Raw genomic sequence first — 16,488 nt, forward strand, 5'->3', positions numbered from 1 at the left:
CAACATGATCGACGTCGAAGACCTGATCGCGCTGGTCCGCAACTACAATCCCCGAACCAACGCTGACCTGATCCGGCGCGCCTATGAATACGGGCGCCGCATGCACGATGGCCAGAAGCGCCACTCGGGCGAAGATTACTTTACCCATCCGGTCGCCGTCGCCGCGATCCTGACGGAGCAGCGGCTGGACGACGCCACGATCATCACGGCCCTGCTGCACGACACGATCGAGGACACCAAGTCCACCTACGCCGAGGTTTCCCGCCAGTTCGGCGAAGAGATCGCGGAACTGGTCGACGGCGTCACCAAGCTGACCAATCTGCAACTGTCCTCGACCGCCTCGAAGCAGTCGGAAAACTTCCGCAAGCTGTTCATGGCGATGTCGAAGGACCTGCGGGTGATCCTGGTGAAGCTGGCCGACCGGCTTCACAACATGCGCACGATCAAGTCGCTGCCCCACGAAAAGCAGGCCCGCAAGGCGCGCGAAACGATGGACATCTTCGCCCCGCTGGCAGGCCGCATGGGCATGCAGTGGATGCGCGAAGAGCTTGAGGATCTTTCGTTCCGGGTGCTCAACCCCGAGGCGCGATCCTCGATCATCCGGCGCTTCATCACGCTTCAGAAGGAAACCGGCGACGTCGTCCAGAAGATCAGCGCCGACATCCGCATGGAGCTTGAAAAGGAGACGGTTGACGCCGACGTCTTCGGGCGCGCGAAGAAGCCCTATTCCATCTGGCGCAAGATGCAGGAAAAGCAGCTTGCCTTTTCACGCCTGTCCGACATCTACGGCTTCCGCGTGATCTGCCAGAGCGAGCAGGACTGCTACCGCATCCTGGGCGCGATCCACCGCCGCTGGCGCGCAGTGCCGGGCCGCTTCAAGGACTACATCAGCCAGCCCAAGTCGAACGGATATCGTTCGATCCACACGACCGTTTCCGGCCGCGACGGCAAACGGGTCGAGGTGCAGATCCGCACCCGCCAGATGCACGAGGTGGCCGAGGCCGGCGTCGCGGCGCACTGGTCCTATCGCGACGGCGAGCGCGCGCAGAACCCCTTCGCGGTTGATCCCGCGAAATGGATCGCGACGCTGACCGAGCGTTTCGACACTGGCGACGACCACGACGAGTTTCTCGAGAACGTGAAGCTCGAGATGTACTCGGACCAGGTCTTCTGCTTCACGCCCAAGGGCGATGTGGTGCAGTTGCCGAAAGGCGCGACACCGATCGACTTCGCCTATGCGATCCATACGCGAATCGGTAACTCCTGCGTGGGCGCCAAGGTGGACGGCATCCGGGTTCCGCTTTGGACCCGTCTCAAGAACGGCCAGTCGGTCGAGGTCATCACCGCAACGGGCCAGCGCCCGCAAGCGACCTGGATCGACATCGTCGTGACTGGCCGCGCCAAGTCGGCGATCCGGCGCAGCCTGCGCGAGGAAGACCGCGAACGGTTCGTGAAGCTTGGCCAGGAACTGGCGCGCGTCGCCTTCGAGCACGTCGGGCGCAAGGTGACCGAAAAGGCTTTGAAGATCGCGGCCAAGAACCTTGCTCTTCTAGACGAAAAGGAAGTGCTGGCACGGATCGGCTCGGCCGAGTTGACCGCAAGCGAGGTTCTGGCGGCGATCTATCCGGACCTGGCGCAGCAGACGGCCGAAGAGGTCGATTCGCGCCGGGCCGTCGTGGGCCTTACCGCGGACCAGAGCTTCCGCCGGGCCAACTGCTGTCAGCCGGTGCCGGGCGAACGCATCGTCGGGATCACATATCGCGGCCAGGGCGTGGTGGTTCATGCCATTGACTGTCCCGCCCTTGCCGAATTCGAGGAACAGCCCGCGCGCTGGATCGACCTGCGCTGGCATTCCGGCCGACACGCCGCCGTCTACACCGTCAGCCTGAACCTTACGATCGCGAACGATGCGGGGGTCCTGGGACGAATCTGCACCTTGATCGGCGCGCAGAAGGCAAATATCTCCGACCTGACTTTCGTTGACCGCAAACCGGATTTCTACCGGCTGATCGTCGAGGTCGATTTGCGGGATGCCGAGCATCTACATGCCCTGCTGACCGCGCTCGAAGCGGAACCGGACGTCGCCCAGGTGGAACGTTACCGGGACCTCAACCGCAAGCCCTGACCTGGGGCAGGAAGGAAGCGGATCGGTGGTCTTCAAGCGGCGCAACCCGCGGACCTATCTTCAGATCATCGCCCAGGCGTTCTGGCCGCGCGGTGGATGGACCCGCGCCTTCCACTACGTCAAGCATCGCATCCGGCGCCTGCCAGACAACCCCAAGAGCATCGCGCGCGGCGTGGCCGCCGGGGTCTTCGTCAGCTTCACGCCGCTGTTCGGCCTGCATTTCTTCACGGCCTACGTCGCGGCCCGCATGGTGCGCGGCAACGCGCTTGCGGCTCTGCTTGGCACCTTCTTCGGCAATCCCCTGACTTTCCCCATCATCGCTTTCAGTTCGCTCAAGATAGGGCACTTCATCCTGGGAACGCATTTCGACGTCACCGGCCATTCGACCCTGGTGAGCGAGTTCGTCGGCGCGGGTCAGGATCTGAAGCACAACTTCCTCGCCCTTTTCACGGAAGATGTCAGCCAATGGGGAAATCTGATCGGCTTCTTCCAGCGGGTCTTTCTGCCCTATCTCGTCGGGGGGATCGCGCCGGGGCTGCTGTCGGGCTTCATCAGCTACTGGCTGTCCGAACCCGTGATCGCCGCCTACCAGAAACGCCGGCGCAAGCGACTGAAGGAACGGCTCGAAAAGCTCAGGGCCAAGCTTCACGCCCGCGCCGAAGAGCGGCGAGAAAAAGGGTGATGGCAATTGTGCCGGTCACGATTCCGCCGTTCACAGCGGATGCCGGGCCGGTCTAACCTGCGCGCAACCAGACAGGAACGGAGTAGACCGGTGACCCATCTCAGGCTTGGTGTGAATATCGACCATGTCGCCACCGTCCGCAACGCGCGCGGTTCGGCGTATCCCGATCCCGTGCGCGCCGCCATTCTGGCGGAAGAAGCGGGGGCCGATGGGATCACCGCGCACCTGCGCGAGGATCGCCGCCACATCGTCGACGGCGACGTCGAGCGGCTGATGGCGGCGCTGACCAAGCCGCTGAACTTCGAGATGGCCGCCACCGCCGAGATGCAGACAATCGCCTTGCGCCACAAGCCGCACGCCGTGTGCATCGTCCCGGAAAAGCGCGAGGAGCGCACGACGGAGGGCGGGCTGGACGTTGCCGCGGACATCGCGCGGCTGACCGACTACATCGCGCCCCTCAGCGAGGCGGGAAGCAGGGTGTCCATGTTCATCGGACACGACCCGCGCCAGATCGAGGCCTGTGCCAGGATCGGCGCGGCGGTGGTGGAACTGCACACGGGGCACTATTGCGACCTGCACCACGAAGGCCGATTCGACGAGCGCGACGCAGAGCTTGCCGCCCTGACCGAAGGCGCCCGGCTGGCGCATTCGCTTGGGCTCGAGGTTCACGCGGGCCATGGCCTGACCTACGATACCGTGGCGCCGATCGCGGCCCTGCCGGAGGTTCGGGAACTTAACATCGGACACTTCCTGATCGCGGAAGCCATCTTCGCGGGGTTGAAGCCCGCCATCGTCGAGATGCGCCGTCTCATGGATGCGGCCCGGGCATGATCCTGGGCATCGGGACCGACCTTGCGAACATCGAGCGGATCGCCGCGACGCTGGACCGCTTCGGCGACCGGTTCCGCAACCGCGTCTTCACCGAAGTCGAACAGCGCAAGGCCGAGCGCAGGAAGGACCGCGCGGGCACCTATGCCAAGCGCTGGGCCGCGAAGGAGGCCTGTTCCAAGGCGCTTGGTACCGGGCTTCGCATGGGGATTTCCTGGAAGGACATGGCGGTGGCGAACCTGCCCTCGGGCCAGCCTGTCATGCACCTCTCCGGCTGGGCCGCGGACCGGCTTGCCCGCATGACGCCGCCGGGACATGAAGCGATCGTTCACGTGACGCTGACCGACGATCACCCCTGGGCGCAGGCCTTCGTCGTGATCGAGGCCCGACCCGTCGCCGCGGTCATTCCAGCCAAGGAAACTTGACACTTACACCCTGCGGCCCCATGAAGCGGTCGCAAAGATGACAGGACAGGCCATGTCGAGCAAAGCCAGCGACGGTATCGTCGAAACCTTCAAGACGATCGTGTACGCACTCTTGATCGCAGGGGTCTTCCGGACCCTTTTCTTCCAGCCTTTCTGGATCCCCTCGGGCTCGATGAAGGACACGCTGCTGATCGGCGACTTCCTGTTCGTCAACAAGATGGCCTACGGCTATTCGCGCTATTCCTGTCCCTTCGCGATCTGCCCGATCTCGGGCCGGATCCTGGGCTCCGAACCCGAACGCGGCGACGTGGTGGTGTTTCGCCACCCCGCGAACGGCAATGACTTCATCAAGCGCCTGATCGGAATGCCGGGTGACACCATCCAGGTCCTGGACGGCGTGCTTTACATCAATGGCGAAGCCGCGCCGCAGACGCCCGCGGGCACGTTCGAGGAAATCAAGCAGCCCCAGGGCTCTGAGGGTCTGGTGCCGCGCTGCGTCAACGATCCCGTTGGTCAGGGCGGCATCTGCGAGAAAGAGCGATTCACCGAAACGCTGCCCAATGGCGTCAGCCACGATATCCTGAACATCACCGACAACTGGGGCGCCGACAACACGCCGATCTTCACGGTCCCGGCGGGCAACTACTTCTTCATGGGTGACAACCGCGACAACAGCCAGGACAGCCGCATCGCGGTGCAGTCTGGCGGCGTGGGTCTTGTGCCGGCCGAATACCTGATCGGCCGGGCCGAGCGTGTCATGTTCTCGTCCGCGGGCCGGTCGCTGTTTGCCTTCTGGACCTGGCGCGGCGACCGCTTCTTCAAGGCGATCGAGTGAAGCTGGGAACCGATCTTCAGGCCTTCGCGGCCAGGATCGGGCACGACTTCCGCCGTCCCGAACTGTTGCTGCGCGCGCTGACGCATGGATCGATCGCGACACTCACGCGGCCCGACAACCAGCGGCTTGAGTTCCTGGGCGACCGGGTGCTGGGCCTGGTCATGGCCGAGGCGCTTCTGGCCGCGGACAAGGGCGCAAGCGAGGGCCAGCTTGCGCCGCGCTACAATGCCCTTGTCCGCAAGGAAACCTGCGCCGCCGTCGCCGCGACCGTGGGTGTGGGCGAGGTGCTGAAACTTGGCCGGTCCGAAATGATGTCGGGCGGCCGCCGGAAAGAGGCGTTGCTGGGCGATGCGATGGAGGCGGTGATCGCCGCCGTCTATCTGGACGCAGGTTTCGAGGCCGCCAAGGGCATGGTGCTGCGGCTTTGGGGCGACCGCATCGGGGCCGTCGCCGAAGACGCGCGCGATCCCAAGACGGCGTTGCAGGAATGGGTCCAGGCCCGCGCCATGCCGCCCCCGGCCTACACCGAGATATCTCGCGAAGGCCCGCCCCACCAACCGGTGTTCACCGTCGAGGTCAGGATAGCCTCGGGTCAGGCGGCTCAGGCGAAGGCCGGCGCGAAACGGCTGGCCGAACAGGCGGCGGCGAAGGCGCTTCTTGCGCGAATGGAGGATGGCAATGGCTGATACGCGCGCGGGCTTCGTTGCCCTGATCGGAGAGCCGAACGCGGGCAAGTCGACGCTGCTGAACCAGATGGTCGGCGCCAAGGTGTCGATCGTCACCCACAAGGTGCAGACGACCCGCGCCCGCATCCGCGGGATTGCGATGGAAGGGTCTGCCCAGATCGTCTTTGTCGACACGCCCGGTCTTTTCCGCCCGCGCCGCCGCCTTGATCGGGCGATGGTCGCCGCCGCTTGGGGCGGCGCAGCGGATGCCGATGTCGTGGTGCTGCTGGTCGAGGCGCATCGCGGCCTGACCGAGGGCGTTCGCACGATCATCGAGGCGTTGAAGGACCGGCTGCCCGCCAGGACACGCGTGGCGCTGGCGATCAACAAGATCGACAGGGTCAAGGCCGAAGAGCTTCTTGGCCTGTCGAAGACGATGAACGAGGCCTACGGCTTCGAAAAAACCTTCATGATCTCGGCCGAAAAGGGCTACGGCGTGAAGGATCTCAAGGAATGGCTTGCCGCCGAGCTGCCCGAGGGCCCCTGGTTCTACCCCGAGGACCAGATCGCCGACCTGCCCATGCGCATGATCGCGGCCGAGGTGACGCGCGAGAAGCTGACGCTCAGGCTGCACGAGGAACTGCCCTACCAGCTGACCGTCGAGACCGAGCGGTGGGAAGAGCGCAAGGACGGATCGGCGCGGATCGACCAGATCGTCTATGTCGCTCGCGACGGCCACAAGGGCATCGTACTGGGCAACCGGGGCGAGACGATCAAGGCCGTGGGCAAGGCCGCGCGCGAGGAGCTGACAGAATTCCTGGGCCGTCCGGTCCATCTGTTCCTGACCGTGAAGGTGCGGCCGAACTGGCTTGAGGAAAGCGAACGCTATTCCGAGATGGGGCTTGATTTCCGGGATGGCGACTGAGCCGCGCCTGACCGCCGATTTCTGGATCCGTGCCTATCTTGCGCGGCTCCAGATGGCGGGCATACCCGCCTATGTCACCTTTCGCGGCGATCCGACGGCCGGGGCGATCCTGGTCAAGCTGGCCACTCTGGACGGCGCGGCGCGGCTTTACCAGCGTAGCTTCGACCTGATGACCGGCGCGCGCGCCTGGGTCACGCTGGCCGACGGGCCCGAGCCCGAGGTCGACGCCGCCGCCCGGCGTCAGCGCCAGATGGATCCCGACCTTTGGGTGATCGAGGTCGAAAGCCGCGAGGGGCGGACGCTGCTGGACGAAGAGGGGCTGGCGGACTGATCCGGGCGGGAGGCGGCTCCTGGCCAAGCTCCGCCGCGACGCAACAAAAAAGGCCCCGCCGCGGCGGGGCCTTTCGTTTAGGGGCAGGCGGCTTACTGCGGAATGTCGCCGGTGATGCCCTCGATGTAGAACCCCATGCCAAGCAGGTCGCCATCCGGAGCGGTTTCCCCCTCGGCAAGCCAGGGCGAGCCGTCCTGCTTGTTGATGGGGCCGGTGAAGGGGTGATAGGTGCCCGCGGCGATTGCGTCACGCATTGCTTCGGCCTCGGCCTTGACGTCGGCCGGCACGGCGTCGGTGATCTCTCCGATAAGGACCTCGCCTCCGGCGATGCCTTCCCAGGCGTCCACCTGTTCATAGGTTCCCTCAAGCAGGGCGCCCACACGCTTCACGTAATAAGGGCCCCAGTTGTCGATGATCGAGGTCACGCGCGGCGAGGGCTTGTATTCGGCCATGTCCGAGGCTTGCCCGAACCCGATCACGGCGCCGTTCGACTTGGCCGCTTCGGCCAGAGGCGCGGTCGAGTCGGTGTGCGAGGCGATCACGTCGACGCCCTGTTCGATCATCGCCTTGGCTGCGTCGGCCTCTTTCGCGGGGTCGAACCAGGTGTAGGCCCAGACGACCGTCAGCTCGACATCGGGGTTCACCTGACGCGCGTGATGGAAGTAGGAGTTGATGCCCATGACCACTTCCGGGATCGGGAAGGATCCGATGTAGCCGATCTTGTTGGACTTGGTCATGCGGCCGGCGATCAGGCCCTCAATCGCGCGACCTTCGTAGAAGCGGGCGTTGTAGGTGGAAACGTTGGCGCTGTCGCGCTTGAAGCCTGTCGCATGTTCGAACATCACGTTCGGGAATTTCGCCGCGACGGCGTTCGTGGCATCCATGTAGCCGAACGAGGTCGTGAAGATGATGTTGCAGCCGCCCAGAGCCATCTGGGTCAGCACGCGCTCGGCGTCGGCGCCCTCGGGCACGCTTTCCTGCCACTGGATCTCGACCTTGTCGCCAAAGGCCTCCTTGACGTCCAGCGCGCCCTGATGGTGCTGGTAGGTCCAGCCGCCGTCGCCGATCGGGCCGACGTAGACGAAACACGCCTTGACGTTGTCCATCGGTCCGGCGGCCATCGCGCCGCCGCCCAGCGAAAGGGCGATGCCCGCCGCGGCGGCCGTGGTCATGAGGGTTCTTCTGAGCATTCCGATCTCCTGTTGGTAGGGCAAATGCCCTGTTGATTTGCCCGTTGTGGGCTTTGGGTTAACGCCGCCCTATCGGGCGGCGTGGAAATTCTGGCCAAGCGATGCGGGTGCGTTCAGGCTTGACCGGCCGCGGCCGGACGACATGATCACCAGCACGACGATGGTTACCAGATACGGCGACATCGACAAGTATTCTACGGGGATACCGGAACCCGCGGCCTGAAGGTTCAGCTGCAGGACGGTGATGCCGCCGAACAGATAGGCGCCGATCAGCACGCGCCAGGGACGCCAGCTGGCGAAGACGACGATGGCCAGCGCGATCCACCCGGCGCCCGCGGTTATTCCATCCACCCACTGCGGAACACGCACGAGGCTGACATAGGCGCCGCCAAGCCCGGCCATGGCACCCCCGAAGGCGATGCAGCCCAGGCGGATGCGGTTCACCTTGTAGCCAAGCGCATGGGCCGCCTCATGGCTTTCGCCCACGGCGCGGACGATCAGCCCAAGCCGGGTCGAGCGCAGCACCCACCAGACCAGCGCCACCAGCGCGATCGAGGCATAGACCATCCAGTCGTGGCCGAAGATGATAGGGCCAAGGATCGGGATGTCGGTGAGCGGGCCGAAGGGCACCTTGGCGGTCACCGGGGGCTTGATGCCGTTGTAGCCCTGGCCCATGAGCGATGACAGGCCAAGCCCGAACAGCGTCAGCGCCAGGCCGGTCGCCACCTGGTTGGCCAGCAGCACCTGGGTCACGAATGCGAAGACGAGGCTGAGTGTCGCGCCCCCCAAAGCGCCGGCAAGGAAGCCCACGACAGGGCTGCCCGAGGCGACGGCCGCGATGAAACCGCAGATCGCGCCCACGATCATCATCCCCTCGACGCCCAGGTTCAGCACGCCGGACTTTTCCACCACCAGCTCACCCAGGGCGGCCAGCATGATCGGCACCGCCGCCACCATCAACGAGGCGACAAGGATGACTGGATTGATACCGCCGATGTCCATCAGCTGACCCCCGGAATTGCGGCGCGGATGCGGAAGTTCGTCAGAACGTCGACACCGAGCAGGAAGAAAAGAAGCATGCCCTGGAACACCTGGATCGCGGCCGAGGGCAGGCCAAGGTTCGTTGCCGCCATCTCGCCGCCGACATAGGTCAGCGCCATGATGAAGCCCGCGAGCACGATGCCCAGCGGATTGAGCCGGCCAAGGAAGGCCACGATGATCGCGGTAAAGCCGTAGCCCACGTTGAAGTCGATCGAGATCTTGCCGGCGGGGCCGGTGACCTCGAACATTCCCGCAAGGCCAGCCAGCGCGCCCGAAAGGCCCATGCACAGCAGGATCAGCCGCTCGGGCTTGACGCCGTGGAAGCGGGCGGCGCGCGGTGCCTGTCCGGCAAGCTTGATCTGGAAGCCCAGGATGTGGCGTTGCAGCAGGATATAGGCCGCCACCCCCATCGCCAGCGCGAACACGCCGCCCCAGTGCAGCCCGGTTCCCGCGATCAGTTCGGGGTTGGAGGCCGCCGGGAAGGACGACACGGAAAAGCTGCGGCTACCGGGAAAGCCCGCGCCCTCCGGGTTCCGGAGGAAGCCGGTCGATGCCTTGGCAAGGATGGTGTCGGCCACATAGACCAGCATCAGCGAGACAAGGATTTCGTTGGTGTTGAAGCGCGTCTTGAGGATAGCCGGGATCATCGCCCAGGCGCAGCCGCCAAGCGCACCCGCAAGGATCATGGCGGGGAAGATGAGGCGGCTTTCCGTCGGGTAGAAGGCAAGGCCCACCCCGGCGCCGCAGATCGCGCCCATGATGTACTGGCCCTCGGCGCCGATGTTCCAGATCCCGGCGCGGAAGCCCAGCGACAGGCCGATCGCAATCAGGATCAGCGGGCCCGCCTTCACCAGAAGCTGGCCGCGAAGATAGAACGCGAACTCGCCGAAAAGCGGGTCCCAGAAGATCGTCTTGATCACCGCGATCGGGTTCTTGCCCAGCATGGCGAACAGCAGCCCGCCTGCGACCATCGTCAGGAACACGGCCAGGATCGGCGTCGCGTAAAGCCAAAAGCGCGAGGGGTTGGGACGTTTCTCAAGCCTCAGCATGATGCGCCACCTCCATTCCGTGGGCACCGCCCATCATCAGTCCGATTTCGTCGATGGTCAGGCCTTCGACGGGTCTTGGCCGGGTCAGCCGCCCTTCGTTCAGCACCGCGAACATGTCCGCGATTTCCAGAAGCTCATCCAGGTCCTGGCTGATCACCACGACACCCGCGCCCTCGGCCGCGCGGTTCAGGATCGCTTGCCTGATCGCCGCCGCCGCCGCCGCATCCACGCCCCATGTGGGCTGGTTGATCACGATGACCTGTGGGCTTTGGTCCAACTCGCGCCCGATCAGGAATTTCTGCAGGTTGCCGCCCGACAGGGCGCGGGCGGCCACGTGATTGCCGGGCGTCCGCACGTCATAGGTCTGGATCACCTCGTCCGCGAAGCCGCGCGTGGCGGCCCAGTCGATGAAGCCCTTGTGCGTCAGGTTGCGTCGGATCGCACCGGTCAGAAGCGCGTTTTCCACAAGCGACATGTCGGGCGCCGCCGCATGGCCGTAGCGGTCCTCGGGTGCTGCGACCAGGCCCGCCCGGCGACGGTCGCTCGGCCCCTGGTCGCCGGCGGCATGACCGCAGACGCGGATCTTGTCCGGGGCGACCCGCAGTTCGCCCGACAACGCCAGAAGCAGTTCGTCCTGCCCGTTGCCCGCGACGCCCGCGATGCCCAGAACCTCGCCCCGCGCGACGGTGAACGACACGTTCTTGAGGGTCGTTCCGAACGGAATGGGCGAGGCGACCGAAAGATCGGTCACGCCCAGCACGACCTCTCCCTTGCTGCCGGCGCGCCGTTCGGGCGGGGTCAGCGTGGCGCCGACCATGAGTTCGGCCATTTCGCGCGCGGTGGTTTCGCGCGGCACGCAGGTGCCGACAACCTTGCCGCGTCTGAGGATCGTGGCCCCGTCGCACAGCGCCCGTATCTCTTCAAGCTTGTGCGAGATGTAGAGGATCGCGGTGCCCTCGGCGGAAAGCTGGCGCAGGGTCTTGAAAAGGATCTCGACTTCCTGCGGGGTCAGCACGCTGGTCGGTTCATCCATGATCAGAAGCTTCGGATCCTGCAGCAGGCAGCGGATGATCTCGACCCGCTGGCGTTCGCCGGCCGAGAGGTCCCCCACCATGCGGGAAGGATCCAGCGGCAGGCCGTATTCCTCGGACACGGCGCGGATGCGTGCGGCCAGTTCCCGCATCGTGGGCGGGTTCTCCATGCCCAGAGCCACATTTTCCGCGACGTTCAGCGCCTCGAAGAGCGAGAAGTGCTGAAAGACCATGGCGACGCCCGACGCCCGCGCTTCGGACGGCTCTGAGGGGGAGAAGGGTCTGCCGCGGAAGGTCATCGTGCCCTCGTCCGGCTTGACCAGCCCGTAGATCATCTTGACCAGCGTGGATTTGCCCGCGCCGTTTTCGCCCAGCAGCGCGTGCACCTCGCCCACGCCGATATCGAACGACACGTCCTCGTTTGCCTTAACGCCGGGATAGGACTTGCTTATCCCCTTGATACTCAGAAGCGTTTCCCTCGTCATCCCGCACATTCCTTCTTGGTTCGGGCCTTGGCGGTTTTCATCATGATCAGTTCGGCCGCCACCCCGACGGCGATGGCTTGCGGATGCTTGCCGAGGTCGGGGTTTCCGATGGGGCAGCGGATGTCCGCGATTCGTTCGGGCGCATGGCCGAGTGCCGCCAGCCGCGATCGGAAACGCGCCCATTTGGTGTCCGATCCGATAAGGCCAAGGCTTTGGAACCCGTGCGCCAGCAGACGGTGACAAAGATCAAGGTCCAGTGTGTGCGAGAACGTCAGCACCAGGTGATCCGCGTCCTGCGGCGCCTCGATCACAAGGTCGGCCGGATTGGACGCGATCTTCTGGACGACACCTTCGGGGACCGCCGGAAACCGGGAGGCGTCGGTGTCGATCCAGGTAAGCCGGAAGCCGGGCAGGGGGCGCATGACCTCGATGATGGCGCGGCCGACGTGACCCGCACCCCAGATCCAGAGCTCACGCAAGGGGCGGGTCAGCGGTTCCACGAACCAGCCCTGGACGATGCGCGGCGCGGGCATGAAACCTTCGCCGCGGGCGCGCTTCAGGATGCGCGCGACCGCCATCGGCATCGGGCCTTGCGTGCCCGGCACCGGCCTCGCGACGACCGTTTCGCCCGCGACATCGGCCAGCAGGCCTTGGTCCCAATGTTCCGAAAGAAGCGTGACCGCCCCGCCGCAGCACTGGTTCAGCGCGGGCCCCAAGGGCATCCGGTCCAGCGCCGCCGATCTGTCCTCGGCCAGCATCGCGCGGGCCTTGGCGGCAGCCTCGTACTCCAGTGTGCCGCCACCGATCGTGCCTTCCTGCCCACAAGCCCAGACCAGCATCGCGGCCCCCGCTTCGCGCGGGGCCGATCCTGCCACGTCCGCGACGACGACGCGGATCACGGCGCCATGGGCCGCGACGGCGCGGGCGAGTTCTGCGTGATCGAAGCTCATGCCTGCCCCCGCGCCCGCTTCACCGCCGCCAGCACCGCCTCGGCGGTCGCGGGGGCCTGCAGGTCGGGATAGTTCGGCCCGCAGGCCGCGCAGGCCTGCGACAGCGCCATGAAGGCCGATATGCCGTGCATGAAGGGCGGCTCACCCACGGCCTTCGAGCGATAGATCGTCTCTTCCCGGTTCGCGCCATCCCAAAGGGCTACGTTGAACATCCGCGGCCGGTCCGAACATGCCGGGATCTTGTAGGTCGAGGGCGCATGGGTGCGAAGCCGCCCCTTGTCGTCCCACACAAGCTCCTCGGTCGTGAGCCAGCCCGCGCCCTGAACATAGGCGCCCTCGACCTGCCCGATGTCCAGCGCAGGGTTCAGGCTTGCGCCCGCGTCATGCAGGATATCGGTCCGCAGGATCCGGTTTTCGCCGGTCAGGGTGTCGATCACGACCTCGGTCACCGAGGCGCCGTAGGCGAAGTAGAAGAAGGGGCGGCCGCGGCCGGCCTTGCGGTCCCAGGTGATCTTGGGCGTGGCATAGAACCCGGTCTGCGACAGGCTCACGCGGCCCATGTAGCAGCGCCCGGCCGCCTCGGCAAAGCTCATCTCGTCGCCGCCGACCAGGACCTTGCCATTTTCGAAACGCACCTTCGCCGCGTCGGTCTGGTGTTGCTGCGCCAGGTACTCGGCCATGCGGTCGCGTATCCGGTCACAGGCGTCCTTGACGGCCATCCCGTTCAGATCCGACCCGGACGACGCGGCGGTGGCCGAGGTGTTGGGCACCTTGCCCGTATCGGTCGCCGTGATCATCACCGCGCCCACGTCCACCCCGAACGATGCCGCCGCGACCTGGCTGACCTTGCGGAACAGGCCCTGTCCCATCTCGGTTCCGCCGTGGTTCAGGTGGATCGAACCGTCCTGGTAGACGTGAACCAGGGCGCCCGCCTGGTTCAGGTGGGTCAGCGTGAACGAGATGCCGAACTTCACCGGCGTCAATGCGATTCCGCGCTTCAGGATCGGGTTGCGCCTGTTCCATGCGTCGATCTGCGCGCGGCGCTCTGCCAGCCCCGCATCGGCCTCAAGCCGCGCGACAAGCCCGTTCAGGATGAAGTCCTCGACCGGCATGTGATAGGGCGTGGTCTGGAACCCGTTCGCCTTCGGCATCGCGGCGTCCGAACGGATCATCGTCTCGGACCCGCGCGACCCCAGATCCACAAGCGGATCCTTGGGAAAACTCTCGTGCCCCGGTGCCGGCACCGGCGCGGCGCGATCCGTCGCTTCGGCGTAGAAGTTCCGCTTGCGGACCGCGGTCGGATCCAGCCCGAGATCATGGGCGATGTGGTCCATCACCCGCTCGATCCCCAGCATTCCCTGCGGGCCGCCGAAGCCGCGATAGGCGGTCGCGGATTGGGTGTTGGTCTTCAGCCGGTGGCTTTCGATGCGGACATGGTCGAGGTTGTAGGCGTTGTCGGCATGCAGCATCGCCCGGTCCGCGACCGGCAGGCTCAGGTCCATCGACCAGCCGCAGCGGGCAAGCTGAAGGAACTCGATCCCCTTGATATGCCCCTCGGCATCGACGCCCACGCGGTACTCGATCCGGAAATCGTGGCGCTTGCCGGTGATGGTCATGTCGTCGTCGCGGTCGTAGCGCATCTTGGCGGGGCGTCCCAGAAGCCGCGCGACCAGCGCGCAGGACACCGCCAGCGCATTGCCCTGGCTTTCCTTGCCGCCAAACCCGCCCCCCATGCGGCGGCTTTCGACACGGACCGCGTGCATGGGCAGGCCGATCGCCTCGGCGACCTTGTGCTGGATCTCTGTCGGGTGCTGGGTCGAGGACTGGACGACCACGCCGCCCTCTGCCGGCATCGCCAGCGCCGCCTGGCCTTCCAGGTAGAAATGTTCCTGTCCGCCCATCAGGAAGCGGCCCGCGATCACCTTGGGCGCGCCGTCGATTGCCGCGGCCGCATCGCCCTTGGACCAGACGACCGGACCGCCTTCGAACCGGCTGTCGGCGGCCAGCGCCTGATCGACCGTAAGGATCGCCGGTTTTTCGCGGTAAACGACCTTCCCCTTGCGCGCGGCCTTGCGCGCCTGAAGATGACTCTGCGCGATGACGAGAAAGATCGGCTGGCCGACATAGTGAACCGTTCCGGTCGCCAGCAGCGGTTCGTCATGCGCGGACGGGGACACGTCGTTGGTGAAGGGCAGGTCGTCCGCCGTCCACACGGCGATGACGCCCGGCGCGGCCCTGACCGCCGACAGGTCGATCGACACGATGTCCGCATGGGCCACGGTCGAAAGGCCGAAGGCCAGGTGCGCGGTGTTGGCCGGAAGCGGCACATCGTCGATATAGCGTGCGGCGCCGGTGACATGCAGTTCCGCGCTGTCATGGGGGATGGGTTTCGCGACGCTCATGCCTGCACCTCCAGGACATCGGCTTGTGCGCCCGTGCTTTCATGGAAGTAGCGGACAAGCATGTTCTGCGCTGATTCCAGCCGGTACGCGGCCGAAGCCCGCATGTCGGTCATGGGCGTGAAGTCCCGCGCGAAGGCGGGTAGTGCCGCCTCGACCGTGGCCAGTGTCCAGTCGCGGCCGACCAGCGCCGCCTCGACTGCCGCCGCGCGCTTGGGGATGCCGGCCATCCCGCCGAAGGCGATGCGGGCGGCGACCACCTTGCCACCCTCACGCGTCACGTTGAAACAGCCGCAAACGGCCGAGATGTCCTGGTCGAACCGTTTGGACAGCTTGTAGCAGGCAAGGTCGGGGGCGTTACCGGGTATGGTGATCCCTTCGACGAACTCGCCCTTCTCGCGGTCCTGCTTGCGATAGTCCAAGAAGAAGGCCTCCAGCGGCAGAGTGCGCCGGGCACCGCCGCGGCGCAGATGCAGCGTGGCGCCCATCGCGATCAGTGCGGGCGGCGTGTCGCCGATGGGCGATCCGTTCGCGATGTTGCCGCCGATGGTCGCCGCGCTGCGGATCTGCTCGGAGGCGAAACGGCGCAGAAGTTCGGCGAACTCCGGATGGGCCGAGGAGACGGCCGACCGCAACGCCGCGATCGAAACGCCGGCGCCGACGCGCCAGCCGCCATCCACCTTCTCGATCTTCTGAAGGTCCCTGCAGGCGTGAAGGAATGCGACCTCGGGCAGATCGCGCAGCTCTTTCGTGACCCAAAGGCCGACGTCCGTGGCGCCGGCGATCAGCGTGGCGTCCGGGTGCGCTTCGTACCAGTCGGCCAGCGCATCCGAGGTTTCGGGCGCGAAGGGGGCAGGGCCGTCGGCGGGGGCGGGCCTGTCCTTGACCCAGGTCGGAACCGGCTGTCCCGCCACCGCTTCGGCCGCGCGGATGATCGGCGCGTAGCCCGTGCAGCGGCACAGGTTTCCGGCAAGGTAATCGTCGTGATCGGTCGCGCCGTTCCTGTGCGCCGTGGCCATCGACATGACGAAACCGGGCGTGCAGAAGCCGCACTGGCTGCCGTGCCTGTCGATCATTTCCCTTTGCACCGGATGCAGTTCGCCCTTCGGACCTGTCAGCCCCTCGACCGTGCGCACCGCCTTGCCGTGCAGTTGGGGCAGGAACAGGATGCAGGCGTTCAGCGCGCGCGAACCCGTGTCGTCTGTCACCATGACGGTGCAGGCGCCGCAGTCGCCTTCGTTGCATCCTTCCTTTGTTCCCTTGAGCCCGCGGTCTTCGCGCAGCCAGTCCAACAGAGTCCGCGTCGGATTCGCTTCCGACACGCGGACAGGCGTTCCATTCAACAGAAACGCGATGTCATTCATCCTGTGGTCCCGCCGCCTTCTCTTCGACCGAGTTTTCGCGTGTCCGCCCGATGCGGCGTAAAGCGGTACACGCCCCGTCTCCCTTCGACAATGAAGCCTTCTTGCACGTCACATGGCAAGACTAATGTTTCATCTGAACCCGAATAGAGTTTCAGGAAATTAT

At 65.7% G+C, this 16,488-nt stretch carries 15 protein-coding genes; 8 read left to right on the top strand and 7 right to left on the bottom strand.

Annotated features, from left to right (window positions below):
• The first annotated feature begins 4 nt into the window (after positions 1–4).
• Genes OEW28_RS12450 through OEW28_RS12485 form a run of 8 tightly spaced genes read left to right on the top strand, consistent with a single transcriptional unit; the run spans position 5 to position 6,816 of the window.
• Entirely contained in the window at positions 5–2,125 is a 2,121-nt protein-coding gene (locus OEW28_RS12450) for a RelA/SpoT family protein (RefSeq protein WP_263735096.1), read from the top strand.
• A gap of 25 nt (positions 2,126–2,150) precedes the next feature.
• The gene (locus OEW28_RS12455) at positions 2,151–2,807 is read left to right on the top strand and encodes a DUF2062 domain-containing protein (protein WP_263735097.1); all 657 of its coding nucleotides are present in this window, start codon (positions 2,151–2,153) and stop codon (positions 2,805–2,807) included.
• A gap of 39 nt (positions 2,808–2,846) precedes the next feature.
• Positions 2,847–3,638 (top strand): pyridoxine 5'-phosphate synthase, encoded by a 792-nt coding sequence (locus OEW28_RS12460; RefSeq protein ID WP_412174797.1) that lies wholly within the window; start codon positions 2,847–2,849, stop codon positions 3,636–3,638.
• Positions 3,635–4,060: a holo-ACP synthase gene (gene acpS / locus OEW28_RS12465; protein WP_263735099.1), complete on the top strand. Its 426-nt coding sequence runs from the start codon at positions 3,635–3,637 to the stop codon at positions 4,058–4,060. Before OEW28_RS12460 ends, acpS begins: the two co-directional genes overlap by 4 nt.
• Before the next feature lie 52 nt (positions 4,061–4,112).
• Positions 4,113–4,895, top strand: a complete 783-nt coding sequence (gene lepB / locus OEW28_RS12470) for a signal peptidase I (RefSeq protein WP_263735100.1) — start codon at positions 4,113–4,115, stop codon at positions 4,893–4,895.
• The gene (gene rnc, locus OEW28_RS12475) at positions 4,892–5,581 is read left to right on the top strand and encodes a ribonuclease III (protein ID WP_263735101.1); all 690 of its coding nucleotides are present in this window, start codon (positions 4,892–4,894) and stop codon (positions 5,579–5,581) included. The genes lepB and rnc overlap by 4 nt, the downstream gene beginning before the upstream one ends.
• A complete protein-coding gene (gene era, locus OEW28_RS12480; RefSeq protein ID WP_263735102.1) occupies positions 5,574–6,485 on the top strand; it encodes a GTPase Era in 912 nt (303 codons plus the stop codon). Before rnc ends, era begins: the two co-directional genes overlap by 8 nt.
• Positions 6,475–6,816: a DUF1491 family protein gene (locus OEW28_RS12485; RefSeq protein WP_263735103.1), complete on the top strand. Its 342-nt coding sequence runs from the start codon at positions 6,475–6,477 to the stop codon at positions 6,814–6,816. The genes era and OEW28_RS12485 overlap by 11 nt, the downstream gene beginning before the upstream one ends.
• A 92-nt stretch (positions 6,817–6,908) precedes the next feature.
• On the opposite strand, the gene OEW28_RS12490 is transcribed toward OEW28_RS12485, so the two are convergent.
• From OEW28_RS12490 to OEW28_RS12520, 7 genes are all read right to left on the bottom strand, one after another.
• Positions 6,909–8,006 carry a BMP family ABC transporter substrate-binding protein gene (locus OEW28_RS12490; protein WP_263735104.1) on the bottom strand — a complete coding sequence of 366 codons (1,098 nt, stop codon included), beginning with the start codon at positions 8,004–8,006 and terminating at the stop codon, positions 6,909–6,911.
• Between the two features lie 69 nt (positions 8,007–8,075).
• Positions 8,076–9,008: an ABC transporter permease gene (locus OEW28_RS12495; protein ID WP_263735105.1), complete on the bottom strand. Its 933-nt coding sequence runs from the start codon at positions 9,006–9,008 to the stop codon at positions 8,076–8,078.
• Positions 9,008–10,096 (bottom strand): ABC transporter permease, encoded by a 1,089-nt coding sequence (locus OEW28_RS12500; protein WP_263735106.1) that lies wholly within the window; start codon positions 10,094–10,096, stop codon positions 9,008–9,010. Before OEW28_RS12500 ends, OEW28_RS12495 begins: the two co-directional genes overlap by 1 nt.
• Positions 10,083–11,612 (bottom strand): ABC transporter ATP-binding protein, encoded by a 1,530-nt coding sequence (locus OEW28_RS12505; RefSeq protein ID WP_263735107.1) that lies wholly within the window; start codon positions 11,610–11,612, stop codon positions 10,083–10,085. Before OEW28_RS12505 ends, OEW28_RS12500 begins: the two co-directional genes overlap by 14 nt.
• A complete protein-coding gene (gene xdhC / locus OEW28_RS12510) occupies positions 11,609–12,562 on the bottom strand; it encodes a xanthine dehydrogenase accessory protein XdhC (protein WP_263735108.1) in 954 nt (317 codons plus the stop codon). The genes OEW28_RS12505 and xdhC overlap by 4 nt, the downstream gene beginning before the upstream one ends.
• On the bottom strand, positions 12,559–14,964 hold the full coding sequence (xdhB, locus tag OEW28_RS12515) for a xanthine dehydrogenase molybdopterin binding subunit (protein ID WP_263735109.1): 2,406 nt from the start codon (positions 14,962–14,964) through the stop codon (positions 12,559–12,561). Before xdhB ends, xdhC begins: the two co-directional genes overlap by 4 nt.
• Positions 14,961–16,325 (bottom strand): xanthine dehydrogenase small subunit, encoded by a 1,365-nt coding sequence (locus tag OEW28_RS12520; protein ID WP_263735110.1) that lies wholly within the window; start codon positions 16,323–16,325, stop codon positions 14,961–14,963. The genes xdhB and OEW28_RS12520 overlap by 4 nt, the downstream gene beginning before the upstream one ends.
• Positions 16,326–16,488 lie beyond the last annotated feature (163 nt).

This window comes from Albidovulum marisflavi (assembly GCF_025751435.1).
Lineage (GTDB): Bacteria > Pseudomonadota > Alphaproteobacteria > Rhodobacterales > Rhodobacteraceae > Albidovulum > Albidovulum marisflavi.

Excerpts from the sequence above, each read along its gene's own strand:
- OEW28_RS12450 (WP_263735096.1), top strand. The coding sequence starts at position 5 with ATGATCGACGTCGAAGACCTGATCGCGCTGGTCCGCAACTACAATCCC.
- OEW28_RS12460 (WP_412174797.1), top strand. The coding sequence starts at position 2,847 with ATGCCGGGCCGGTCTAACCTGCGCGCAACCAGACAGGAACGGAGTAGA.
- acpS (WP_263735099.1), top strand. The coding sequence starts at position 3,635 with ATGATCCTGGGCATCGGGACCGACCTTGCGAACATCGAGCGGATCGCC.
- lepB (WP_263735100.1), top strand. The coding sequence starts at position 4,113 with ATGTCGAGCAAAGCCAGCGACGGTATCGTCGAAACCTTCAAGACGATC.
- era (WP_263735102.1), top strand. The coding sequence starts at position 5,574 with ATGGCTGATACGCGCGCGGGCTTCGTTGCCCTGATCGGAGAGCCGAAC.
- OEW28_RS12485 (WP_263735103.1), top strand. The coding sequence starts at position 6,475 with ATGGCGACTGAGCCGCGCCTGACCGCCGATTTCTGGATCCGTGCCTAT.
- OEW28_RS12490 (WP_263735104.1), bottom strand. The coding sequence starts at position 8,006 with ATGCTCAGAAGAACCCTCATGACCACGGCCGCCGCGGCGGGCATCGCC.
- OEW28_RS12495 (WP_263735105.1), bottom strand. The coding sequence starts at position 9,008 with ATGGACATCGGCGGTATCAATCCAGTCATCCTTGTCGCCTCGTTGATG.
- OEW28_RS12500 (WP_263735106.1), bottom strand. The coding sequence starts at position 10,096 with ATGCTGAGGCTTGAGAAACGTCCCAACCCCTCGCGCTTTTGGCTTTAC.
- OEW28_RS12505 (WP_263735107.1), bottom strand. The coding sequence starts at position 11,612 with ATGACGAGGGAAACGCTTCTGAGTATCAAGGGGATAAGCAAGTCCTAT.
- xdhC (WP_263735108.1), bottom strand. The coding sequence starts at position 12,562 with ATGAGCTTCGATCACGCAGAACTCGCCCGCGCCGTCGCGGCCCATGGC.
- xdhB (WP_263735109.1), bottom strand. The coding sequence starts at position 14,964 with ATGAGCGTCGCGAAACCCATCCCCCATGACAGCGCGGAACTGCATGTC.
- OEW28_RS12520 (WP_263735110.1), bottom strand. The coding sequence starts at position 16,325 with ATGAATGACATCGCGTTTCTGTTGAATGGAACGCCTGTCCGCGTGTCG.